The organism is Bacillus sp. FSL P4-0290 (genome assembly GCF_037975435.1).
Classification (GTDB): domain Bacteria; phylum Bacillota; class Bacilli; order Bacillales; family Bacillaceae; genus Bacillus; species Bacillus subtilis.
This window is the reverse complement of sequence record NZ_CP150253.1, coordinates 133,537-156,014: the sequence shown is the minus strand read 5'-3', so window position 1 is coordinate 156,014 and position 22,478 is coordinate 133,537. Positions and strand designations below refer to the sequence as shown.

Sequence of the window (22,478 nt, the reverse complement as noted above, 5' to 3'; positions counted from 1 at the left end):
AATATGATTACCGCATGCGAAGCTTACACTGTTTTTCTCTTTGAACAAACCCCGCTGTCCACCAATCTTTAATGAACTTGCGTGCCGCTTCATAAACCGTGTTTTTATCAAATGTTGCGTATTGCTCGTGTATCCAATTATAGAGATAATCAAAAAACTCCATACGAAGCTCTTCTTCTTCTCTTGCAGAGCGTGCACTGATACTCTGCATGGATTCTCCGTAATAGCCGAATATCCCAAAACGCCCGCCTAACAAATAGGCTTCTATAGCAAAATCAATACAGCCTTCGGTAATAATATCTCGCTCATCATGTAAAAATGGAAACAATGGTTCCAAACAATCCTTAACAGACTGGATAATTTGTCTCAGAGAGAGTTCTTTGAGCAAGTTCTTTTCTAATTCAAAATCCTTTTGGCGTTTCACATCCATAAAAGACAGTACTTCTGCCATATAAATTCACTCTCCTTTTACCGATTATTTTGAGGTTTGGATGATGAAACAATGCCCGAATTCGGTTGGAAATTCGCCCAAATGAAGGTGTAAAATCGATAAAAAATCAGCTTTCCGCAGGGTGCGGAACAAACGTTCTGTAATTGGTTATGAAAAAAGCAGCCCCTCTAACAGGTCGCTGCTTTTCATACTTTCACGCTTCTTGTTGCAGAATATGTATGGATATATTGGTCTAATACAAACCCGCCTTTATCTTCATAAAAACCAGTAACGATAAAACCAGCATCAATCTGGCCTTTGATTTGGTCTTCTAAGGAATGGCCGAATTCCAGAGCCTCATTATTTTCGATCAGTTTTTTCACTTTATGTTTCGGAAGATCTTCTGGGTCAGCGTATGGAATGGAGTGTTTTACTTTTAAAACACCTTGCTGTTCTAATTCTGTATCAAACAGAAATACAACAGGATTGACAAAACCCGAGATTAGAATGCCGTTCCTTTTCAACACACGGTGCGCTTCCTTCCATACCGGGAGGACATTCTCAACAAAAACATTGGCAACAGGATGTACAATGACATCAAATGATCCATCATTAAATACACTTAAATCGTCCATGCTTCCTTTGACAGTGTGTATCGTGAGACCATCTCGCTCAGCAATCATTTTATCCTGATTCAGCTGTTTTTCTGAGTTATCTAATACGGTGACATCCGCGCCTGCGGCTGCCAAAACTGGACCCTGCTGGCCGCCGCCTGATGCTAAACAGAGTACTTTCAGACCTTTGATAGGCGGAAACCAATCCTTCGGTACATCTTTCATTGGTGTTACCCTTATATCCCAATTGCCTTTTTTTGCTTGTTCGATAACCTGCTGTTCAACAGCAACAGTCCATTCATTGCCTGTTTCTACTTTTTTATCCCAGGCTTTGCTATTATGAGCTACTAACGCATTCATGAATCTTCTCCTTACTTTAATGTATAGAGTATAACAAATATTTCTAGATTGATATCGCTTTCCCTTTGCATATTTAGAAAAAAGTTCATAAAAACGCAAAAAAATCACAAAGGAGATATGTGATTTATATCATCAGATTTACTTTTACTTCGTTACATAAAGCCATTAGCAATGAGAGCTATTGTTTCTCCGGGTTAAGAATCAGCAGTGAACTTTAACGGATGAGATACAGTGGGTAGATGAAGCTGGGCTGATCACATAACGATAATAAACATTGACCGAAGTTCCAATTGAATAAGAATGAAAGCTATCATGATTATTACAAAGAGACCGTTTATAAACAAACAATTTGCTTAACCCCGCCAAGCGTCCATTCAGTTGTTATTTTTATGCGAGGCTGCCACGTTTTATTGAAAGAAAAAAGCTCCCAACCCAAGGTCGAGAGCTTTTTGAAAACGTAAAATTAACGTTTTGAGAACTGAGGTGCACGACGAGCGCCTTTAAGACCGTATTTTTTACGTTCTTTCATACGAGCGTCACGAGTCAGAAGACCTGCACGTTTAAGAGTTGTACGGTATTCTGGATCTGCTTCAAGCAAAGCACGAGCGATACCGTGACGGATTGCTCCAGCTTGACCAGATAAGCCGCCTCCATGTACGTTTACTAAAACATCATAAGTGCCAGCTGTTTCAGTCAAAGTTAATGGTTGTTTGATATCTTCGATTAAAGCTGCAGATGGGATATGTTCGCTGATTTCACGATTATTAACGACGATACGGCCTTCTCCTGGAACTAAACGCACACGCGCTACAGAGCTTTTACGACGGCCAGTACCGTAATATTGAACCTGTGCCAAATTGGTAACCTCCTTTTTAATTAACCGCGAAGTTCGTAAACTTCAGGTTTTTGTGCTTCGTGTGGATGCTCAGAACCACGGTATACGTTCAATTTTTTGAACATTTGACGACCTAGAGAACCTTTTGGAAGCATGCCTTTGATAGCAAGCTCAAGCATTTTCTCAGGGTAGTTTGTACGCATTTCAAGAGCAGTTCTTGATTTTAATCCGCCTGGATGTTGAGTGTGACGGTAGTAGATTTTGTCAGTTAACTTTTTACCAGTTAACTCGATTTTTTCAGCGTTGATGATGATCACATGATCTCCAGTATCAACGTGTGGTGTGTAAGTTGGTTTGTGTTTTCCGCGAAGGATAGCTGCAACTTCTGAAGAAAGACGACCTAAAGTCTTGCCAGCAGCATCAACAACTAACCACTTGCGTTCAATAGTACTTGCGTTAGCCATAGGTGTTGTACGCATTGAATTTCCCTCCTAAATGATCTGTCATTTTCAATAAACTTCGATTACGTTCTATTTCACAACACAATAAGTTCCGGGGCTTATCGTGGGGTTGAAATACATACCATATGATATCTTATAACTTTATGCAGACTCTGTCAAGAAAATATTATACACCTGGTTTAGTTGTCATAGTAAACGTTCCATAAATATAGCCCGTGCCCCGGCGCTGTGCGCCCTGCCGCTTCGCGATCCTTCGCTTCCAGCATGGATTTCACCTCATCGGGAGAAATTTTTCCAATACCTGCATCAAGCAAAGTACCCGCAATAATTCTGACCATATTATATAAGAAACCGCTGCCTGTGATCCGCATTTGCAGGCCGTCAGCCGTCTCAGTCCAATCAAGTTCGTATATCGTTCTTACCTTGTCCTGCACTTCTGTTTTAGCCGCGCAAAAGCTCGTAAAATCATGTGTCCCTATAAGATGCTTTGCCGCTTCTCTCATGTCCTGCACATTAAGGCGATATGAAAAATGGTAAGCGTAATGCCGTTTAAATACGTCCGGGTGTTTCTCCGTGTATACAAAGTAGCGATATTCTTTTTTGACTGCGCTAAATCGTGCATGGAACCCATCATCCGCAATTTCTGCCTGTTTGACTGCGATATCGTCCGGAAGCAGTGCATTTAAGGCATATGGCCATCTCTCAGCCGGGATAGACAGCGGAGTGTCAAAATGAATCACCTGTCCGGCTGCGTGAACCCCGCTGTCTGTTCTTCCAGACGAAACGACCGGAATTCTGTCTTTTGACTTATGCAGGACAGCCAAAGCCTTCTCCAGTTCATCCTGAACCGTTCTTTTGCCCGGCTGAACCTGATAACCGTTAAACAAATGTCCGTCATAAGAAATCGTGCATTTCAGTCTCATACAACACCTCTAAGCCCTTAAGAAAAATAACAAAGCAGCTAATACAATTAAGCTGACAATGACAGAAGTGTCTTTTCCTGTCCATACAAGCTTTCTATATTTCGTACGTCCTTCTCCGCCTTGATAGCCTCTTGCTTCCATTGCCACCGCAAGCTCTTCGGCGCGTTTAAATGCGCTGACGAAGAGCGGGACAAGAAGCGGGACAATAGCCTTCACTCTATCTTTGACAGGCCCGCTTGTAAAATCAACGCCTCGCGCCATCTGAGCCTTCATGATCTTATCTGTCTCCTCCATCAGTGTGGGAATAAACCGTAAAGAAATTGACATCATAAGAGCCAGCTCATGAACAGGAAGCTTTAATTTTTTCAATGGGTTCAGCAGCTGTTCCATTCCATCGGTAATCTCAATCGGTGTGGTCGTAAGCGTTAATAAGGTTGTGATTAAAATCAAATAGACGAATCTAAGAGAAATGAATATCCCCTGAACCAGACCGCCCTCATAGACTTTGAAAAAACCTATTTGAAAGATAATCGGTCCTTCATGTGTCATAAGGATGTGAAGAAGGAACGTAAAAAGGACAATCCAGATGATTGGCTTCAGCCCTTTCATTAAAAAAGAGAAAGGAACTCTTGTTAAAGAAACGACGCCAATTGTAAATAAACCAAGCAACGCATATGTCTGAACATTATTGGCTAAGAATACAATGCAGACAAATAAAAAGATCGTGATCAGTTTTGTTCTGGGGTCAAGCCGGTGCACAAGTGAAGTCCCCGGTACATACTTGCCGATAATCATGCTGTCCATCATAAAGTCTTCTCCCCCTGAAAAAGAGCACGGATTTCAGCAGCGGCATCTTCGATTGTGAGCATAGGCTCATTAAATCTCACACCCAGTACAGCTTCAAGGTGTCTTTGGAATTTTATTGTTTCAGGAAGATCCAGCCCCCAGCCGGCCATCTCTTCACCCTTTAAAAACAGATCACGCGGACTGCCTGATGCTTGTATCGTTCCTTTATGCATAACAATCATTTCATCAGCGTATGCAGCTGCATCCTCCATGCTGTGTGTCACAAGGATCGTCGTCAGGTTCCCACGTTGATGAAGCTCATAAAACATGTCCATAATCTCTTTTCGCCCTCTTGGGTCCAATCCTGCAGTCGGTTCATCCAGAACAAGCACTTCAGGGTCCATTGCAAGTACGCCGGCAATTGCAACTCTGCGCATTTGTCCCCCGCTTAATTCAAAGGGTGACCTGTCCAAAAGCTCTTCTGATAAACCTACAAGCTGCAGCATCTCTCTCGCTTTTTGTTCAGCATCTTCTTTTTTAACACCAAAGTTCATCGGTCCGAATGAAATATCTTTAAGAACTGTTTCTTCGAATAATTGATGCTCAGGAAATTGGAAAACGATTCCGACTTTTTTACGAAGTTTTTTCAGATCTTTATTCTTTTTCCCTGCCTGAATGACAGTGCTGCCTAGTGATATCTGTCCCTTCGTCGGCTTCAGGAGACCATTTAGGTGCTGAAGAAGAGTGGACTTGCCAGAGCCTGTATGCCCGATAACGGCTACGTAGCTTCCTTCTTTAATCGATGCATTGATATCATACAGTGCTAGGCGCTCAAACGGCGTCTTCATCTGATAGCGATGCTCTACATCTTTGATTGTAATGTCCACAGCTCTTTCACCAGCCCTTCCTGAGTCAAATGGTTTTCTTCCAAAGCCAGTCCATTTTCTCTTAAAAGCTGGCTAAGCTGGAATGAGAAGGGTAAATCAAGCCCAATTCGAACAAGTTCTTTATTCAATTTAAAAATCTCTTCAGGCGGCCCTTCAGCATATTTTTTACCGCCATTCATGACAATGATCCTGTCTGCTTTTGCTGCCTCATTCAGATCATGTGTAATGGATATGACAGTCGCCATGCCCTGCTCTTTTAGATGTCTTACCGTTTCAAGCACTTCTTCTCGCCCGATCGGATCAAGCATGGATGTTGCTTCATCTAAGATAATAATATCAGGACGTGCGGCAATAACCCCCGCAATCGCAACTCTCTGCTTTTGGCCTCCGGAGAGATGGTGCGGCTCTTGATCGAGAAAATCTTGCATATTCACCTGTTTTACTGCCCAGTCTACTCTCTCAATCATTTCTTCCCGCGGTACACCATTGTTTTCTAAACCAAAAGCCACATCATCGCGAACAGTCGTTCCGACAAATTGGTTATCCGGATTTTGAAAGACCATACCTATCTTCTTACGCACTTCCCAAACAGATTCCTCTGTCAATTGAATCCCGGCAACCTCAATGTCGCCTGATTCAGGAAGAATTAAACCATTCAATGCCCGGGCCAGTGTTGATTTCCCTGAACCGTTATGACCTACGATTGCAAGCCATTCACCCTCATACACCTGCAGGGAGACGCCGTCTAGTGCTCGTCTTTCTGCGTCCTTCCGATATCGAAATACGATATCCTCTACCGATATCAACTGATTTTGATTCATGGAAAACCGGCCTCCTCTCAGCTAATGCTCTGCTTTTCTCTCTATTAAAAGTTGCAGTATCTAAAAAAAGGGCATAGATCCAGTTAGAAACTGTCCCGCCCTTCTTTAGATACACAAAAATATGTGATTAAACCAATTCGATAATTGCCATTGGTGCTCCGTCACCACGGCGAGGACCAAGCTTCATAATACGTGTGTATCCACCTTGGCGCTCCTCGTAACGAGTTGCAATGTCAGAGAATAATTTTTGAAGTGCATCTTGGTTATTTTCTTCGTTTGCAACCTCGTTGCGGATGTATGCAGCAGCTTGACGGCGAGCGTGAAGATCACCGCGTTTGCCAAGCGTGATCATTTTTTCAACTACAGAGCGAAGTTCTTTCGCACGTGTTTCAGTTGTTTCGATTCTTTCGTTGATGATCAAATCAGTTGTAAGATCACGAAGCATAGCTTTACGCTGTGCACTCGTACGTCCTAGTTTTCTGTATGACATGTGATGTCCCCTCCTTTATTGGAATGCTGTTTCTGAATAATAAACACACGAAAATCCTAGTTCACAAGGGAAACTAGTCAATCGTCTTTGCGAAGTCCGAGTCCAAGTTCTTCTAGTTTCGCTTTCACTTCTTCAAGTGATTTGCGTCCTAGATTTCGAACTTTCATCATATCTTCTTCCGTCTTGTTCGCAAGCTCTTGAACCGTGTTAATACCCGCACGCTTTAAGCAGTTGTAAGAACGAACAGAAAGATCCAATTCTTCAATTGTCATTTCAAGAACTTTCTCTTTTTGATCTTCTTCTTTTTCAACCATGATTTCAGCATGTTGAGCTTCGTCAGTTAAACCAACGAATATATTAAGGTGTTCAGTTAAAATCTTTGAACCAAGCGCAATTGCTTCTTTCGGTCCAGTGCTTCCATCAGTCCAAACATCAAGTGTAAGTTTATCATAGTTTGCAACTTGGCCTACACGAGTGTTCTCTACCTGATAAGATACACGAGAAACTGGCGTATAGATAGAATCGATCGGAATCACGCCGATTGGCTGATCGTCTCTCTTGTTTGCGTCAGCAGGCGTATACCCACGTCCTCTTTGAGCAGTAAGGCGAACTCGGAAACTCGCATTCTCACCAAGAGTCGCGATATGAAGATCAGGATTTAAGATCTCTACATCACTATCGTGTGTAATATCAGCTGCCGTTACAGTTCCTTCACCCTGTACATCAATTTCTAGCGTCTTCTCTTCATCAGAGTAGATTTTCAATGCAAGCTTTTTAATGTGTAAGATAATCGTTGTAACATCTTCCACAACGCCTTCAATTGTCGAGAATTCGTGCAGTACACCATCTATCTGGATTGATGTTACAGCGGCACCAGGGAGTGAGGATAAGAGGATACGACGTAAGGAGTTACCCAGAGTTGTACCATATCCACGCTCAAGTGGCTCTACGACAAACTTACCAAATTTGGCATCGTCGCTGATTTCAACCGTTTCGATTTTTGGTTTTTCAATCTCGATCATTACTTAAAACCCTCCTTCAAAACGTCGAAACCTCGAATAGAATCATATGAGATTCCATCCGAAATTCCCCATTGTTTAGTCCCGTATGTGCTCAGGCAACGAGTCGGTGCATTCGTTTCATAAATAACTGTATCATAACCCATTATTGACAGGGACACAAAATCTATACAAACAAATTACACGCGGCGACGTTTTGGTGGACGGCATCCGTTATGAGGAACAGGAGTTACGTCTCTGATAGCAGTGACTTCTAGTCCAGCAGCTTGAAGTGCACGGATTGCAGCTTCACGGCCTGAACCAGGTCCTTTAACAGTAACCTCTAGAGTTTTAAGACCATGTTCGATTGAACCTTTAGCAGCTGTTTCTGCAGCCATTTGCGCAGCAAAAGGAGTAGATTTACGAGAACCTCTGAATCCTAAAGCTCCGGCACTAGACCAAGAAATAGCATTACCATGAGTGTCAGTGATCGTAACGATCGTGTTATTGAAAGTTGAACGAATATGAGCAATTCCAGACTCAATATTCTTTTTCACGCGACGTTTACGCGTGTTAGATTTACGAGCAGCAGCCATTGTTTAAGAACCTCCCTTACTTATTTTTTCTTGTTAGCTACAGTACGACGCGGACCTTTACGAGTACGCGCGTTGTTTTTAGAGTTTTGTCCGCGAACAGGTAATCCTCTGCGATGACGGATTCCGCGGTAGCTTCCGATTTCGATCAGACGTTTGATATTAAGAGAAACTTCACGGCGAAGGTCACCTTCTACTTTCAGTTTGTCAATAATATCACGGATTTTACCAAGTTCTTCTTCAGTAAGATCGCGCACACGAGTATCTTCTGAAACTCCAGCTTCTTTTAAAACTTGCTGAGCCGTTGTGCGGCCAATTCCGAAGATGTATGTTAAAGAAATAACAACACGTTTGTCACGTGGGATATCTACACCAGCAATACGAGCCATTCTCTGGGCACCTCCTTATAAATTATCCTTGTTTTTGTTTATGCTTTGGATTTTCACAGATCACCATTACTTTTCCTTTTCTGCGAATAACTTTACATTTTTCGCAGATTGGTTTAACTGATGGTCTCACTTTCATGTGTTTCCAACCTCCTTCAGTTTCCGGAGTGCTTTATTTGTAACGGTACGTAATCCTGCCACGAGTTAAGTCATATGGAGATAATTCTACCGTAACTTTGTCTCCAGGTAAAATGCGAATGAAGTGCATGCGGATTTTACCAGATACATGAGCCAAAACAGTGTGGCCATTTTCAAGTTCAACTTTGAACATCGCGTTTGGCAGTGTTTCGACTATAGTACCTTCCACTTCAATTACATCGTCTTTCGCCATTCAAGTGTTCTCCCTTCTTCAAATCAGTAACTTGCTTTCTGACAAATTTCAAAAGAAGTTTGTCACACGCCCTGTTTCGTTTATACTGTTCTGAACTTCCGGAGATACGCAATCATAAAGGGTTAAATGATTGATATTCTTTTTCTTAGGAGAATGAAATGTACGCTTTTCTCCGTCTGCTGTTAGTACATTGATGATGGTTAAAATTCCAACGACAAGCAGCAAGATGAATTCGGTCTTGCCAATGTTCACCCAAGCTTTCTGCCCTATCAAGCTTGAAAAACATCTGTCTTCGGAATTATTTTCATCATCTAGACTCTCGTCAGTATATCAAAACCCGTTTCCGTAATCGCAATCGTATGTTCAAAATGAGCACACTTTTTCCCATCTACCGTTACAACCGTCCAGTTATCAGCCAATGTTTTCACGTAGCGGCTGCCAGCGTTCACCATAGGTTCAATAGCGAGAACCATGCCAGGTTTAAGCCGTGGTCCTTTGTTGGGCGGACCGTAATGAGGAATTTGCGGGTCCTCATGCAAGTCTTGACCAACACCATGTCCGACATACTCCCTAACAACTGAAAACTGCTCATTTTCGACATACGTTTGTATTGCGTGGGAAATATTCGACAAACGTTCACCTGGTTTTGCTTCCTGCAAGCCTTTATATAAAGACTCCTCTGTCACTTCCAGAAGTTTTTTGTCATCATCGCTGATGTTTCCTACCGGATATGTCCATGCAGAGTCACCATGATAACCATTTAATTTAGCACCGATATCAATACTGATGATGTCACCGTCCTTCAGCAACCTGCTGCCAGGTATGCCGTGAACGAGTTCTTCATTAACTGATACGCAAATGCTCCCGCGAAACCCATTATACCCCTTAAAAGATGGGATTGCACCCTGCTTCTTAATAAAACGTTCGGCAATTTGATCCAATTCTTTTGTCGAGATTCCTGGTTTAATGTGCTTTTTTAACTCTTCATGAGTTAAAGCCACGATTCGCCCTGCTTCCCGCATGATACCAAGTTCACGTGGGGTTTTACAGATAATCATTTTTTTAATCCTCCAAGAAGATCCTTCACATCTGCATAAACGTCTTGAATGTCCTGCTGGCCATTCACGTTTGCAAGATAACCTTTCTCTGAATAGAAATCGAGTAAAGGCTGAGTTTGCTTCATGTTTACCTCAAGCCGTTTAGAGACTGTTTCCTCATTATCATCTGCCCGTTGATAGAGTTCGCCTCCGTCTTTATCACAAATACCCGGCGTTTTCGGCGGATTAAAGACTAAATGATAGGTTGTGCCGCAAACACTGCAAATTCTGCGTCCAGTCAGACGTTCCATCAGAACATCTTTGTCGACTTCAATGTTAATGACATAATCAATCGGCTTGCCGTATTCCTCAAGAATTTCTTCAAGAGCTTCGGCTTGAGCGACTGTTCGCGGAAATCCGTCCAGAAGAAAACCTCTTTCACAATCATCTTTGCCAAGTCTCTCTTTTACAATTCCGATTGTGACTTCGTCAGGTACGAGCTCTCCCTTATCAATATAAGATTTTGCTTCGAGTCCGAGTGGTGTTTCTTCTTTCATAGCAGCACGGAACATATCTCCTGTTGAGATATGAGGAATCCCATAATCCTCAACAATTCGTTCGCCCTGTGTGCCTTTACCGGCACCAGGAAGCCCCATTAAGACTAAGTTCATTCGGATTTCCCCCGTCCTCTCTTTATTAAGAGGGAATGGATAAATCCATTTCCTCTAGTTTTTCATAAATCCACGGTAGTTTCGTTTCACCAACTGGCTTTCTAGTTGTTTCATTGTCTCCAAGGCTACCCCGACAACAATTAACAAAGATGTTCCGCCAATTTGTGCACTTTGAGGCAATCCAGCGAATTGAATGAAAAAGATAGGAAGAATGGAAATCACGGCTAAGAATATAGAACCCACAAACGTAAGTCGATACAAAATGCTCGTAATTCTATCTTGAGTCATTTTCCCTGGACGAACCCCCGGGATATAGCCACCCTGTTTTTTAAGGTTATCAGCCATTTGTTCAGGGTTTACCTGTACAAAAGCATAAAAGTACGTAAAGGCAATAATCAACGCAACATATATCGCCATACCCACCGGATGCGTATTATCAAAGTTGTTTTGAATCCACTTTGTCACATCGTTTGTTCCAAAGAATGACGCGATCGTCCGCGGCGTTATCAAAAACGCAACCGCAAAGATTACCGGAATAACCCCTGCAGGATTCACTTTCAATGGAAGGTGTGTAGACTGACCTCCGCCAGCAGGTGAACGACCTGTGCCTTTAGCATATTGAATCGCAATTTTCCGTACGGCTTGCTGAATGAAAATAACTCCAACAATAACTGCTAAAATCGCAATCACAAGAAGTGCGACTTTCACAATATGAATAAACAACTGATCGTTGCTGCCGACAAATTGAGTCTCATATATTTGCCCAATTGTTTTTGGAATACTAGACACAATCCCCGCGAAGATAATGATCGATATTCCGTTGCCTACTCCATGAGAAGTAATTTGTTCCCCAAGCCACATTAAAAAGGCAGTTCCGCCAGTGAGCACTAAAGCAATGATAAGATATGTCGATACACCGGATTTTTCGATCAGCATACCGTTTGCCAGATTGTTAAATCCATATGACATACCTAATGCTTGGATGAAACCAAGCACAATCGTAAAGTACCTTGTGAACTGAGCTAATTTACGGCGGCCAACTTCACCTTGCTTAGACCACTCGGTAAACTTCGGTACAACATCCATCTGAAGCAGCTGAATGATGATCGAAGCCGTGATATAAGGAGTAATTCCCATTGCGAAAATGGAAAATTGGTAAAGCGCACCGCCGCCAAATGTATTAAGGAGATCAAAAACACCCATTTGAGACTGCGCCTGTAACGCTTCAGCGTTAACGTAAGGCACAGGAATAAACGCACCTATGCGAAAGACGATAAGCATGAGTAAAGTGAATATGATTTTATTCCTGATATCACTCACACGCATAAAGTTGGAGATTGTTTTAAACAAGTTAGATCACCTCAGCTGTACCGCCAGCAGCTTCAACAGCTTCTTTCGCAGAAGCAGAGAATTTATTGGCTTTTACAGTTAATTTTTTCTCTAATTTACCGTTGCCAAGAATCTTTACTCCTGCATTAAGTTTGCTAATAACACCAGTCTCTAGAAGAAGTTCAGGAGTGACTTCCGTTCCTTCTGCAAAACCGTTCAATTTGTCTAGGTTGACTACAGCGTATTCCTTGCGGTTGATGTTAGTGAAACCGCGTTTAGGAAGACGTTGGAATAAAGGCATTTGTCCCCCCTCGAATCCAGGGCGTACACCGCCGCCAGAACGAGCGTTTTGACCTTTGTGACCTTTACCAGCTGTTTTACCGTTGCCAGAACCAATACCACGACCTACGCGATTACGCGTTTTGCGTGAACCTTCTGAAGGTTTTAATTCATGAAGTTTCATTAGGACACCTCCTTATCCGATCAAATATTTTTATTGTTCTTTAACAGAAACTAAATGAGATACTTTATTAATCATACCACGGATCGCAGCGTTGTCTTCATGAACAACAGTTTGGTTTGTTTTCTTTAAACCAAGTGTTCTTACAGTAACGCGTTGGTCTTCCGGGCGACCGATTACACTTCGTTTGAGGGTAATTTCTAATTTAGCCATTAATGTTCCCTCCTTATCCTAACAGTTCTTCTACAGATTTTCCACGAAGCTTCGCAACGTCTTCAGCACGTTTAAGTTCACTTAAACCTTGAAGTGTTGCACGAATCATGTTGATCGGTGTGTTAGAACCTAAAGACTTAGAAAGGATATCAGCTACACCAGCTAGCTCAAGTACCGCACGTACAGGGCCTCCAGCGATAACTCCAGTACCTTCAGAAGCAGGTTTTAACAAGATGTTACCTGCACCGAAACGTCCGATGATTTCGTGTGGAATTGTAGTTCCAACCATTGGTACTTCAATCAAATTCTTTTTCGCATCTTCAACAGCTTTGCGGATCGCTTCTGGTACTTCTTGTGCTTTACCAGTACCGAATCCTACGTGTCCGTTTTTGTCACCGACAACGACTAGAGCTGCGAAGCGGAAACGACGACCACCTTTAACAACTTTCGCTACGCGGTTAACCGTAACTAAGCGTTCTTCTAACTCTAATTTGCTTGGGTCAATACGACGCATAATCATGTGTCCCTCCTTCTTTTATTAAAATTTAAGTCCAGCTTCACGAGCGGCATCAGCCAAAGCTTTTACACGTCCATGGTATAAGTATCCGCCACGGTCAAATACTACGTCAGAAATGCCTTTTTCAGCAGCGCGTTTTGCAACTAATTCTCCAACTTTAGTAGCAGCAGAAGTATCTCCAGTGCTTTCAACGTTCAAGTCTTTATCGAGAGTAGATGCACTAGCAAGTGTTACACCATTTACATCATCGATGATTTGAGCGTAAATGTGCTTGTTAGAACGGAAAACGTTCAGGCGCGGTCTTTCAGCAGTACCGGAAAGTTTAGCGCGAACACGAGCGTGTCTTTTAAGACGAGCAGCATTTTTGCTAGTTTTCGTAATCATCTAGGTCACTCCTTTCTTCACTTTAAGCGATCTTACTTAGCAGATTTACCTTCTTTACGGCGAACAACTTCACCTTCGTAGCGGATTCCTTTACCTTTGTAAGGCTCTGGAGAACGTACAGCGCGGATGTTAGCAGCAATAGCTCCTACACGTTCTTTGTCTGTACCTTTTACAACTACTTTTGTTTGAGAAGGAACTTCGATTTCGATGCCTTCTTCAGGAACGATCTCAACAGGATGAGAGTATCCAACGTTTAAAACAAGTTTATTTCCGGATTTAGAAGCACGGTAACCGACACCGACTAATTCCAAACCTCTTTCAAATCCTTTAGATACACCTTCAACCATGTTGCCAAGCAGACTGCGAGTCGTACCATGCAGGGCACGGTGCTCTTTTTGATCAGAAGGACGAGCGACTGTAAGCACATTGTCCTCTACTTTAATCTCCATATCAGGGTGAAACGTACGAGTTAATTCTCCTTTTGGTCCTTTCACAGCTACAGTGTTGTTATCATTTAACGTTACTGTAACATCAGAAGGAATCTCAAGTAGCTTCTTACCTACACGAGACATACCAAACACCTCCATTCATGTTAAACTTCTTACCAAACGTATGCTAGAACTTCTCCACCAGCTTGTTTTGCACGGGCTTCTTTGTCCGTTAAAACACCTTGTGATGTAGAAATAATCGCGATTCCAAGACCGTTAAGTACGCGAGGTACTTCATTAGATTTAGCATAAACACGCAAACCAGGCTTGCTGATTCTTTTAAGACCAGTGATAACGCGCTCGTTGTTTTGTCCGTATTTCAAGAAAACGCGGATGATACCTTGTTTGCTGTCTTCTACGAACTCAACGTCACGAATGAAACCTTCACGCTTTAAAATTTCAGCAATTTCTCTTTTCAATTTAGAAGCAGGAATTTCAAGCTTCTCATGACGTACCATGTTTGCATTGCGAATACGAGTTAGCATATCTGCAATTGGATCTGTCATAACCATTATATAATTACCTCCTTCCCTTTCTTGGGGATTACCAGCTGGCTTTTTTCACGCCAGGAATTTGTCCTTTATATGCAAGCTCACGGAAACAAATACGGCAAAGTTTAAATTTACGAATGACTGAATGCGGACGTCCGCAGCGTTCACAGCGTGTGTACTCTTGTACTTTAAACTTTGGTGTACGTTGTTGTTTCGCAATCATAGACTTTTTAGCCACGATTTCGCCTCCCTTTCATTGATTATTTCTGGAACGGCATACCTACTTGAGTTAATAGCTCACGAGCTTCTTCGTCAGTATTAGCAGTTGTTACGATAACGATGTCCATTCCGCGAACCTTTGTTACTTTATCGTAGTCAATTTCAGGGAAGATTAACTGTTCTTTGATACCAAGTGTGTAGTTACCGCGACCGTCGAAAGATTTTTTAGAAACCCCGCGGAAGTCACGTACACGCGGTAAAGATACAGAAATAAGTTTATCAAGGAAATCATACATGCGCTCTCCGCGAAGAGTTACTTTCGCACCGATAGGCATTCCCTCACGAAGACGGAATCCAGCAATTGATTTCTTCGCACGAGTAACGACAGGTTTTTGACCTGCGATAAACGTTAATTCTTCAACAGCACTGTCGATTGCTTTGGCGTTTTGAACAGCGTCACCAACACCCATGTTGATTACGATTTTTTCAATTTTAGGCACTTGCATGACTGAATCATAGTTGAACTTAGTCATTAAAGCAGGTGCAATTTCTTTATTGTACTTTTCTTTAAGGCGGTTCATGAGATAGACCTCCCTTCCTTTTAATACTATTTATCTAGAACTTGCCCAGATTTTTTTGCTACACGAACTTTTTTGCCATCTTCCACTTTGTATCCTACGCGAGTCACTTCACCTGTTTTAGGATCGAGCGGCATAACGTTTGATACATGAATTGGCGCCTCTTGATTAGAAATACCGCCTTGAGGGTTAGCTTGAGTTGGTTTAGAGTGTTTCTTTACCATGTTAACACCTTCAACTAAAACGCGGTCCTTTTTAGGGAAAGCAGCAAGGATTGTTCCTTGTTTGCCTTTATCTTTACCAGAGATAACCATAACTTTATCGCCTTTTTTTACATGCATCCTGATCGCACCTCCTTGAGTAAGGCATTTATTTCATTAGATAACTTCTGGAGCTAGAGAAACAATTTTCATAAAGTTGTTTTCACGCAATTCACGAGCAACTGGTCCGAAGATACGAGTTCCGCGTGGGCTCTTGTCGTCACGGATGATAACACATGCATTCTCATCGAAGCTGATGTATGAACCGTCACTTCTGCGCGCTCCGCTTTTAGTGCGAACGATAACAGCTTTTACGACTTCACCTTTTTTGACAACGCCTCCTGGTGTTGCTTGTTTAACCGTGCAAACAATTACATCACCAATGTTAGCTGTTTTACGTCCAGAACCACCAAGAACTTTAATAGTAAGTACTTCACGTGCGCCAGAGTTGTCAGCTACTTTTAAACGAGTCTCTTGTTGAATCATTATTTGTTACCTCCCTTCGGAAAAAGAATTCCGAACTTTATTAGATAATAACAGCTTCTTCGACAACTTCAACTAGACGGAAACGCTTAGTTGCAGACAATGGACGAGTTTCCATGATCTTAACGATGTCACCGATTTTAGCTTGATTATTTTCATCATGTGCTTTGAATTTTTTTGAGTATTTTACGCGTTTACCGTAAAGTGTATGTTTTTTGTATGTCTCAACAACAACAGTAATGGTTTTATCCATTTTGTCAGAAACAACACGGCCTTGGTAAACTTTGCGTTGGTTACGTTCGCTCATGCTCACGACCTCCCCTCAGTGATTATTTATTAGCAGCAATTTCTCTTTCACGAATCACAGTTTTCATGCGCGCGATAGCTTTGCGCACTTCACGAATGCGAGCAGTATTTTCAAGTTGTCCTGTCGCTAATTGAAAGCGAAGATTGAAAAGTTCTTCTTTAAGAGACTTTACTTTTTGTTCAATTTCAGCAGTGGTAAGGTCACGAATTTCATTAGCTTTCATTTGATTCACCACCAATTTCTTCACGTTTTACGAACTTCGTTTTAATTGGCAATTTGTGAGATGCAAGGCGAAGCGCTTCACGAGCAACCTCTTCAGACACACCAGAAATTTCAAATAAAACTTTGCCCGGTTTTACAACAGCTACCCAACCTTCTGGAGCCCCTTTACCGGATCCCATACGTACCTCAAGTGGTTTAGCAGTGTAAGGTTTAGAAGGGAAAATTTTGATCCAAACTTTACCGCCACGTTTCATGTAACGAGTCATCGCAATACGTGCAGCTTCGATTTGACGGTTAGTAATCCAAGAAGCTTCTAGAGCTTGGATACCGAATTCTCCGAAATGTACTTCAGTACCGCCTTTCGCACGGCCACGCATTTTTCCGCGATGCTCTCTGCGATATTTAACGCGTTTTGGTAATAACATATTATTTTCCTCCTTCCTCAGTTTTCTTCTTAGTAGGAAGAACCTCTCCACGATAGATCCAGACTTTTACACCAAGCTTACCGTAAGTAGTATCAGCTTCAGATGTTGCATAGTCAATGTCCGCACGTAATGTGTGCAATGGAACAGTTCCTTCACTGTAGTATTCAGAACGAGCGATATCTGCACCGCCAAGACGACCAGAAACCATTGTTTTCACACCTTGTGCTCCAGCACGCATAGTACGTTGGATTTGTTGTTTCTGCGCACGGCGGAAAGAAACACGGTTTTCTAATTGACGAGCGATGTTGTCAGCAACTAGCTGTGCATCAAGATCTGCTCTTTTGATTTCAAGAATGTTAATGTGTACACGCTTGCCAGTAAGGCTGTTAAGGGCTTTGCGAAGTGCTTCGACTTCAGAACCGCCTTTACCGATAACCATACCAGGCTTAGCTGTGTGGATCGTAATGTTAACGCGGTTTGCTGCACGCTCGATTTCTACTTTAGAAACAGAAGCGTCAGAAAGGCGTTTGCTAATGTATTCACGAATTTTTAAATCTTCGTGCAGGAAGTCAGCGTAATCTTTACCAGCGTACCACTTAGATTCCCAATCACGAATGACTCCGATACGAAGACCGACTGGATTTACCTTTTGACCCACTACTTATCCCTCCTTCTTTTCTGATACAACGATTGTAATGTGGCTCGTACGTTTGTTGATTTGGCTCGCACGTCCCATAGCACGTGGGCGGAATCTTTTTAACGTAGGGCCTTCGTCAACGAATGCTTGAGAAATAACCAGGTTGTTAGCGTCCATTTCATAGTTATGCTCAGCATTTGCAATAGCGGATTTTAATACTTTCTCGATAATTGGAGAAGCAGCTCTTGGTGTAAGGTTCAAGATTGATACTGCCTCACCTACTTGCTTGCCTCGAATCAGGTCCATTACTAGACGTGCTTTACGAGGAGCAATACGGACTGTTCTTGCAACAGCTTTAGCTTGCATTTAAAAGCCTCCTCTCTTAGCGTCTTGTTTTTTTGTCATCACTAGCATGACCTTTGTACGTACGAGTTGGAGCGAATTCACCCAACTTGTGCCCTACCATATCTTCAGAGATGAATACAGGCACGTGTTTACGTCCGTCATAGACTGCGATTGTGTGACCAATAAACTGTGGGAAAATAGTAGAACGACGAGACCAAGTTTTTACGACTTGTTTCTTGTCTGTTTCATTTAATTTCTCGATTTTAGTCATCAAGTGTCCATCGACAAATGGTCCTTTTTTTAAGCTGCGAGCCATTTTGGAACCTCCCTTCGTGATTGCACTACGGTCCGAAAAGAACCGTAGACAACCCCGTTATTTATTTTTACGACGACGTACGATAAATTTATCGGATTTGTTCTTTTTCTTACGAGTCTTGAATCCAAGAGTTGGTTTGCCCCATGGAGACATTGGTGATTTACGTCCGATTGGCGCACGTCCTTCACCACCACCGTGTGGGTGATCGTTAGGGTTCATTACAGAACCACGAACTGTAGGACGGATGCCTTTCCAGCGAGAACGTCCAGCTTTACCAATGTTGATAAGTTCGTGCTGTTCGTTACCTACTTGACCGATAGAAGCACGGCAAGCAGAAAGGATCATGCGAACTTCACCAGAGTTAAGACGTACAAGAACGTATTTACCTTCTTTACCAAGAACCTGAGCAGATGTACCAGCTGAACGTACAAGCTGTCCGCCTTTACCAGGTTTTAATTCAATGTTATGCACAACTGTACCAACAGGGATGTTGATAAGTGGAAGTGCATTACCTACTTTAATGTCAGCTTCAGGACCTGACATGATTTCAGTACCTACTTGAATTCCTTTAGGAGCAAGAATGTAACGTTTTTCTCCGTCTGCATAGTTGATTAGAGCGATGTTAGCTGAACGGTTTGGATCGTATTCAACTGTAGCAACGCGTCCAGGTATACCATCTTTATCGCGTTTGAAGTCGATAACACGGTATTGGCGTTTATGTCCGCCACCTTGGTGACGTACAGTCAATTTACCTTGGTTGTTACGTCCGCCTTTTTTGTGAAGGGGAGCAAGCAAGGATTTTTCCGGCTTGTCAGTCGTGATTTCAGCAAAATCTGAAGTTGTCATACCACGACGTCCATTAGAGGTCGGTTTATACTTTTTAATCGCCATTTTGAATTTCCCTCCTTCTTTTTACAGATAATTAAGCTTCAAAAATTTCGATTTCTTTGCTGTCTGCAGTAAGTTTTACGATCGCTTTTCTGCGACGGCTAGTCATACCAGTGTAGCGTCCAACACGTTTTGATTTGCCTTTGTAGTTCATGATGTTGACTTTGTCAACTTTCACTCCAAAGATGCTTTCAACCGCGTCTTTCACTTCTGTTTTGTTAGCTCTTACATCAACTTCAAAAGTATATTTTTTTTCAGTCATTAAATCGGCAGAACGTTCAGTAATGACGGGGCGCTTTAGAACATCACGAGGATCTTTCATTATGCAAGCACCTCCTCTACTTTTTCAACCGCTGCTTTTGTAATCAGAAGCTTCTCGTGGTTGACAACGTCTAAAACGTTGATTCCGTTAGCTTCAACAACAGTAACTCCAGGAATGTTACGAGCAGATAAAGCTACTGCTTCGTTTGCATCCGCAGTTACGATTAAAGCTTTTTTCTCAACAGATAATCCTTTAAGGATAGCTGCCATTTCTTTTGTTTTAGCCGTATCAAGAGTAAGATCTTCAAGAACGATGATGTTGTTGTCGTTCACTTTAGAAGACAATACTGATTTGATTGCCAAGCGGCGAACTTTTTTAGGTAATTTATAAGAATAGCTGCGTGGTGTTGGGCCGAATACGACACCACCTCCGCGCCATTGCGGTGAACGGATTGAACCTTGACGGGCACGTCCAGTACCTTTTTGACGCCATGGTTTACGACCTCCGCCGCGTACTTCAGAACGATTTTTTACTTTGTGAGTTCCTTGACGTAAGGAAGCTCTTTGCATAAGAATAGCGTCGAATACAACACTCTCATTTGGTTCGATACCAAATACAGAAGCGTTTAATTCGATGTCACCAGCAGTAGAACCGTTTTGGTTGTATAATGCTACTTTTGGCATAATCAATTTCCTCCTTTCCTAAGAGAATTATTTAGATTTAACAGCACTTTTAACAGTGATTAAAGATTTCTTCGCACCAGGTACGTTACCTTTGATCAAAAGAAGATTGCGTTCTGCATCAACTTTTACGATTTCAAGGTTTTGAACAGTGATTTGCTCTCCGCCCATACGTCCAGGTAATAATTTACCTTTGAATACACGGTTAGGATCTACAGGTCCCATTGAACCAGGACGACGGTGGTAGCGTGAACCGTGAGACATAGGTCCGCGAGATTGTCCGTGGCGCTTGATTGCACCTTGGAAACCTTTACCTTTAGATACTCCTGTTACATCTACGATTTCTCCAGCAGAGAAAATTTCAACCTTGACTTCCTGACCAACTTCATACGCATCCATTTCCACTCCGCGTAATTCTTTAACGAAGCGCTTAGGAGCAGTTTCCGCTTTTGCAACGTGCCCTTTTTCAGGTTTGTTAGAAAGCTTTTCACGCTTGTCGTCAAAACCAAGCTGGATTGCTTCGTAACCGTCGTTTTCAGCTGTTTTCTTTTGAAGAACAACGTTTGGAGCAGCCTCGATAACAGTTACCGGAATAAGATCACCATTCTCAGCGAATACTTGCGTCATACCAATTTTTCTTCCTAAGATTCCTTTGGTCATTCGTCACACCTCCTATTAAGATCATTCTATATTTTAGAATTAAAGTTTAATTTCGATATCGACACCAGATGGTAAGTCTAATCGCATAAGAGCATCAACAGTTTGTGGTGTTGGGTTCACAATGTCGATTAAACGTTTATGTGTACGCATTTCAAATTGCTCACGAGAATCTTTGTATTTGTGCACCGCACGAAGGATTGTGTAAACTGATTTTTCAGTTGGCAACGGAATCGGACCAGATACGCTGGCACCAGAACGTTTTGCCGTTTCAACAATCTTCTCTGCAGATTGATCAAGGATTCTATGATCATATGCTTTCAAACGAATACGAATTTTTTGTTTTGCCATTATTTTCCCTCCTTTTCGCCTACATCACGTTAGACAGTTCTCCGTGAGAAAAACCTGAACACCTTGCCATGGCAAAGCGGCCGGGTGTGTCAGCAACCTCTCACTTCATCGCAGTCAAAGACCAACATACACCATTATACAGAAAATAGGCGCATGTTGCAAGACTTATTTAAAATATGCATGATTTGCACACTTTTTTTATTATACAGGGGTTTTTCTTATTTATCAAGGATCTATCATAAATGGTGTCGTACATGTCGACTTAATGTGTTCGCGAATAATGCCGGCTCCTCAATATGCGGGGTGTGAGCTGAGTTCTCAAATTGAAACCAGCGCTTTTCGGGTGCCTCAAGCACTTGATAATACTGTTTCGATATTTCAGCAGGAACAATTAAGTCATGTTTCCCTGAAATGAAAACACACGGTACTTTAATAGAAGGAACTGATGTAAAAGCATTAAACCGGTACAACTCATCAGTTAAATGTTTTTTACTGAAGCGCAATCCATTTAGGAAACTGTGCATGTTCCGCACTCCATACTCATTGCCAGTAAGCATTTGAAATATTACAGCTAGAGATTGACGATGACGACGAGTGAATCCTCCCCTGCTAAGCTCGACACAAAACCGATAGATAAGGTGCTGGATATCCTGCTTCCAAGGCGGATCACCAATGAAACGTGTGAGGAAAGATAATAAGCTGGCTTTTTTTGATTCAGAAATTTCACGAATATGTTGATAAGCAGTTGATTCTTCATCGTGAGGGTTAACAACCTGGCTGATTCCATAATACGCGTAAAATAAATCAGGACACTGCTGCAAAACATGAAGCGCTAGTATTGACCCCCAAGAATGACCGGCTAGGTAAAGTTTTGATTTTGAAAAATGAGCTAAAAGCCATTGAGTGACTTGGATTGTATCTTTAATGAAGTGATTTATTGTCATAGAGTGATGCGAAATTCGCTTAGAATAAGAAAGCCCCGATCCTCTCTGATCCCAATGAACTACTGTAAAATACTGTTCCAGCTCTTTTTGATAATGTCTAACATATCCGATTTGCGGCGTTCCCGGCCCGCCATGTAAAAAAAGCAGCAATGGATTTTTCACGTCAACTCCATTAATCATCAGCATTTGCTTTGTATTTCCAATGCTTAGTTCTTTCATGATTGCGATTGATTTCTTTTCAGGAATCATAAATATTAACCCCTCGAATATGATAGATCCTATTATACAAGAAAAAGATAAGCAAACAAAAAACGAGACCCACAGGGGTCTCGTTTAAAA

At 42.1% G+C, this 22,478-nt stretch carries 39 protein-coding genes and 1 pseudogene; all 40 read right to left on the bottom strand.

Annotated elements, in window-relative coordinates; all coding sequences use genetic code 11:
• Positions 1-7 precede the first annotated feature (7 nt).
• Entirely contained in the window at positions 8-451 is a 444-nt protein-coding gene (locus MKY10_RS00910) for a YbaK family protein (RefSeq protein ID WP_003235118.1), read from the bottom strand.
• Positions 452-636: 185 nt separating this feature from the next.
• Positions 637-1,404: a class I SAM-dependent methyltransferase gene (locus MKY10_RS00905; RefSeq protein ID WP_015252980.1), complete on the bottom strand. Its 768-nt coding sequence runs from the start codon at positions 1,402-1,404 to the stop codon at positions 637-639.
• A 463-nt stretch (positions 1,405-1,867) separates the two neighbouring features.
• A complete protein-coding gene (rpsI, locus tag MKY10_RS00900) occupies positions 1,868-2,260 on the bottom strand; it encodes a 30S ribosomal protein S9 (protein WP_004399691.1) in 393 nt (130 codons plus the stop codon).
• Positions 2,261-2,280: 20 nt separating this feature from the next.
• A complete protein-coding gene (rplM, locus tag MKY10_RS00895; RefSeq protein ID WP_003241966.1) occupies positions 2,281-2,718 on the bottom strand; it encodes a 50S ribosomal protein L13 in 438 nt (145 codons plus the stop codon).
• A gap of 161 nt (positions 2,719-2,879) precedes the next feature.
• Positions 2,880-3,623: a tRNA pseudouridine(38-40) synthase TruA gene (gene truA, locus MKY10_RS00890; protein ID WP_004399657.1), complete on the bottom strand. Its 744-nt coding sequence runs from the start codon at positions 3,621-3,623 to the stop codon at positions 2,880-2,882.
• Positions 3,624-3,632: 9 nt separating this feature from the next.
• A complete protein-coding gene (locus tag MKY10_RS00885) occupies positions 3,633-4,430 on the bottom strand; it encodes an energy-coupling factor transporter transmembrane protein EcfT (RefSeq protein WP_029317183.1) in 798 nt (265 codons plus the stop codon).
• The gene (locus MKY10_RS00880) at positions 4,427-5,296 is read right to left on the bottom strand and encodes an energy-coupling factor ABC transporter ATP-binding protein (RefSeq protein WP_031600082.1); all 870 of its coding nucleotides are present in this window, start codon (positions 5,294-5,296) and stop codon (positions 4,427-4,429) included. The genes MKY10_RS00885 and MKY10_RS00880 overlap by 4 nt, the downstream gene beginning before the upstream one ends.
• The gene (locus MKY10_RS00875; RefSeq protein ID WP_004399689.1) at positions 5,272-6,117 is read right to left on the bottom strand and encodes an energy-coupling factor ABC transporter ATP-binding protein; all 846 of its coding nucleotides are present in this window, start codon (positions 6,115-6,117) and stop codon (positions 5,272-5,274) included. Before MKY10_RS00875 ends, MKY10_RS00880 begins: the two co-directional genes overlap by 25 nt.
• A 127-nt stretch (positions 6,118-6,244) precedes the next feature.
• The gene (rplQ, locus tag MKY10_RS00870) at positions 6,245-6,607 is read right to left on the bottom strand and encodes a 50S ribosomal protein L17 (protein WP_003225836.1); all 363 of its coding nucleotides are present in this window, start codon (positions 6,605-6,607) and stop codon (positions 6,245-6,247) included.
• A gap of 77 nt (positions 6,608-6,684) precedes the next feature.
• Entirely contained in the window at positions 6,685-7,629 is a 945-nt protein-coding gene (locus MKY10_RS00865; protein ID WP_003225835.1) for a DNA-directed RNA polymerase subunit alpha, read from the bottom strand.
• A 176-nt stretch (positions 7,630-7,805) separates the two neighbouring features.
• Entirely contained in the window at positions 7,806-8,201 is a 396-nt protein-coding gene (gene rpsK, locus MKY10_RS00860; protein ID WP_009966385.1) for a 30S ribosomal protein S11, read from the bottom strand.
• 20 nt (positions 8,202-8,221) lie between these two features.
• Positions 8,222-8,587 carry a 30S ribosomal protein S13 gene (gene rpsM / locus MKY10_RS00855; RefSeq protein ID WP_003235095.1) on the bottom strand — a complete coding sequence of 122 codons (366 nt, stop codon included), beginning with the start codon at positions 8,585-8,587 and terminating at the stop codon, positions 8,222-8,224.
• A gap of 22 nt (positions 8,588-8,609) precedes the next feature.
• Positions 8,610-8,723, bottom strand: coding sequence for a 50S ribosomal protein L36 (gene rpmJ / locus MKY10_RS00850; protein WP_003156543.1), 114 nt, complete (start codon positions 8,721-8,723; stop codon positions 8,610-8,612).
• Between the two features lie 33 nt (positions 8,724-8,756).
• The gene (infA, locus tag MKY10_RS00845; RefSeq protein WP_003156508.1) at positions 8,757-8,975 is read right to left on the bottom strand and encodes a translation initiation factor IF-1; all 219 of its coding nucleotides are present in this window, start codon (positions 8,973-8,975) and stop codon (positions 8,757-8,759) included.
• Positions 8,953-9,221, bottom strand: a pseudogene (locus MKY10_RS00840) (ribosome-binding protein ybzG). Before MKY10_RS00840 ends, infA begins: the two are co-directional and overlap by 23 nt.
• 65 nt (positions 9,222-9,286) lie before the next feature.
• The gene (map, locus tag MKY10_RS00835; RefSeq protein WP_015252982.1) at positions 9,287-10,033 is read right to left on the bottom strand and encodes a type I methionyl aminopeptidase; all 747 of its coding nucleotides are present in this window, start codon (positions 10,031-10,033) and stop codon (positions 9,287-9,289) included.
• Positions 10,030-10,683 carry an adenylate kinase gene (locus MKY10_RS00830; protein WP_004399686.1) on the bottom strand — a complete coding sequence of 218 codons (654 nt, stop codon included), beginning with the start codon at positions 10,681-10,683 and terminating at the stop codon, positions 10,030-10,032. The genes map and MKY10_RS00830 overlap by 4 nt, the downstream gene beginning before the upstream one ends.
• Positions 10,684-10,737: 54 nt before the next feature.
• On the bottom strand, positions 10,738-12,033 hold the full coding sequence (secY, locus tag MKY10_RS00825) for a preprotein translocase subunit SecY (protein WP_004399662.1): 1,296 nt from the start codon (positions 12,031-12,033) through the stop codon (positions 10,738-10,740).
• A 1-nt stretch (position 12,034) separates the two neighbouring features.
• On the bottom strand, positions 12,035-12,475 hold the full coding sequence (gene rplO, locus MKY10_RS00820) for a 50S ribosomal protein L15 (RefSeq protein ID WP_003225819.1): 441 nt from the start codon (positions 12,473-12,475) through the stop codon (positions 12,035-12,037).
• 30 nt (positions 12,476-12,505) lie between these two features.
• Entirely contained in the window at positions 12,506-12,685 is a 180-nt protein-coding gene (gene rpmD / locus MKY10_RS00815) for a 50S ribosomal protein L30 (protein WP_003156497.1), read from the bottom strand.
• Between the two features lie 13 nt (positions 12,686-12,698).
• Positions 12,699-13,199: a 30S ribosomal protein S5 gene (gene rpsE / locus MKY10_RS00810; protein ID WP_003328273.1), complete on the bottom strand. Its 501-nt coding sequence runs from the start codon at positions 13,197-13,199 to the stop codon at positions 12,699-12,701.
• 24 nt (positions 13,200-13,223) lie between these two features.
• Positions 13,224-13,586, bottom strand: a complete 363-nt coding sequence (gene rplR / locus MKY10_RS00805) for a 50S ribosomal protein L18 (RefSeq protein ID WP_003225816.1) — start codon at positions 13,584-13,586, stop codon at positions 13,224-13,226.
• Positions 13,587-13,618: 32 nt separating this feature from the next.
• Positions 13,619-14,158: a 50S ribosomal protein L6 gene (rplF, locus tag MKY10_RS00800; protein WP_004399690.1), complete on the bottom strand. Its 540-nt coding sequence runs from the start codon at positions 14,156-14,158 to the stop codon at positions 13,619-13,621.
• Between the two features lie 29 nt (positions 14,159-14,187).
• The gene (rpsH, locus tag MKY10_RS00795) at positions 14,188-14,586 is read right to left on the bottom strand and encodes a 30S ribosomal protein S8 (RefSeq protein ID WP_003241998.1); all 399 of its coding nucleotides are present in this window, start codon (positions 14,584-14,586) and stop codon (positions 14,188-14,190) included.
• A gap of 31 nt (positions 14,587-14,617) precedes the next feature.
• Positions 14,618-14,803 carry a 30S ribosomal protein S14 gene (gene rpsN / locus MKY10_RS00790; protein WP_003156488.1) on the bottom strand — a complete coding sequence of 62 codons (186 nt, stop codon included), beginning with the start codon at positions 14,801-14,803 and terminating at the stop codon, positions 14,618-14,620.
• Between the two features lie 22 nt (positions 14,804-14,825).
• A complete protein-coding gene (gene rplE, locus MKY10_RS00785; protein WP_003225809.1) occupies positions 14,826-15,365 on the bottom strand; it encodes a 50S ribosomal protein L5 in 540 nt (179 codons plus the stop codon).
• Between the two features lie 26 nt (positions 15,366-15,391).
• Positions 15,392-15,703: a 50S ribosomal protein L24 gene (gene rplX / locus MKY10_RS00780; protein ID WP_003156486.1), complete on the bottom strand. Its 312-nt coding sequence runs from the start codon at positions 15,701-15,703 to the stop codon at positions 15,392-15,394.
• 36 nt (positions 15,704-15,739) lie between these two features.
• Entirely contained in the window at positions 15,740-16,108 is a 369-nt protein-coding gene (gene rplN, locus MKY10_RS00775; protein WP_003225805.1) for a 50S ribosomal protein L14, read from the bottom strand.
• Between the two features lie 40 nt (positions 16,109-16,148).
• The gene (gene rpsQ / locus MKY10_RS00770) at positions 16,149-16,412 is read right to left on the bottom strand and encodes a 30S ribosomal protein S17 (RefSeq protein ID WP_003225804.1); all 264 of its coding nucleotides are present in this window, start codon (positions 16,410-16,412) and stop codon (positions 16,149-16,151) included.
• 22 nt (positions 16,413-16,434) lie between these two features.
• Positions 16,435-16,635, bottom strand: a complete 201-nt coding sequence (gene rpmC, locus MKY10_RS00765; RefSeq protein ID WP_003156482.1) for a 50S ribosomal protein L29 — start codon at positions 16,633-16,635, stop codon at positions 16,435-16,437.
• Entirely contained in the window at positions 16,625-17,059 is a 435-nt protein-coding gene (gene rplP, locus MKY10_RS00760; RefSeq protein WP_003225801.1) for a 50S ribosomal protein L16, read from the bottom strand. Before rplP ends, rpmC begins: the two co-directional genes overlap by 11 nt.
• A gap of 1 nt (position 17,060) precedes the next feature.
• Positions 17,061-17,717 (bottom strand): 30S ribosomal protein S3, encoded by a 657-nt coding sequence (rpsC, locus tag MKY10_RS00755; protein ID WP_003242001.1) that lies wholly within the window; start codon positions 17,715-17,717, stop codon positions 17,061-17,063.
• A 3-nt stretch (positions 17,718-17,720) separates the two neighbouring features.
• Positions 17,721-18,062, bottom strand: coding sequence for a 50S ribosomal protein L22 (rplV, locus tag MKY10_RS00750; RefSeq protein WP_003156475.1), 342 nt, complete (start codon positions 18,060-18,062; stop codon positions 17,721-17,723).
• 16 nt (positions 18,063-18,078) lie between these two features.
• On the bottom strand, positions 18,079-18,357 hold the full coding sequence (gene rpsS, locus MKY10_RS00745; protein WP_003156472.1) for a 30S ribosomal protein S19: 279 nt from the start codon (positions 18,355-18,357) through the stop codon (positions 18,079-18,081).
• A 57-nt stretch (positions 18,358-18,414) separates the two neighbouring features.
• Positions 18,415-19,248 (bottom strand): 50S ribosomal protein L2, encoded by an 834-nt coding sequence (gene rplB / locus MKY10_RS00740; RefSeq protein WP_003225795.1) that lies wholly within the window; start codon positions 19,246-19,248, stop codon positions 18,415-18,417.
• Positions 19,249-19,279: 31 nt separating this feature from the next.
• Positions 19,280-19,567, bottom strand: a complete 288-nt coding sequence (rplW, locus tag MKY10_RS00735) for a 50S ribosomal protein L23 (protein ID WP_003156467.1) — start codon at positions 19,565-19,567, stop codon at positions 19,280-19,282.
• On the bottom strand, positions 19,567-20,190 hold the full coding sequence (gene rplD, locus MKY10_RS00730; protein ID WP_003225792.1) for a 50S ribosomal protein L4: 624 nt from the start codon (positions 20,188-20,190) through the stop codon (positions 19,567-19,569). The genes rplW and rplD overlap by 1 nt, the downstream gene beginning before the upstream one ends.
• 27 nt (positions 20,191-20,217) lie before the next feature.
• Positions 20,218-20,847: a 50S ribosomal protein L3 gene (rplC, locus tag MKY10_RS00725; protein ID WP_004399671.1), complete on the bottom strand. Its 630-nt coding sequence runs from the start codon at positions 20,845-20,847 to the stop codon at positions 20,218-20,220.
• 39 nt (positions 20,848-20,886) lie between these two features.
• A complete protein-coding gene (gene rpsJ / locus MKY10_RS00720) occupies positions 20,887-21,195 on the bottom strand; it encodes a 30S ribosomal protein S10 (RefSeq protein WP_003156464.1) in 309 nt (102 codons plus the stop codon).
• Positions 21,196-21,431: 236 nt separating this feature from the next.
• Entirely contained in the window at positions 21,432-22,388 is a 957-nt protein-coding gene (locus MKY10_RS00715; protein ID WP_048655195.1) for an alpha/beta hydrolase, read from the bottom strand.
• Positions 22,389-22,478: the final 90 nt, after the last annotated feature.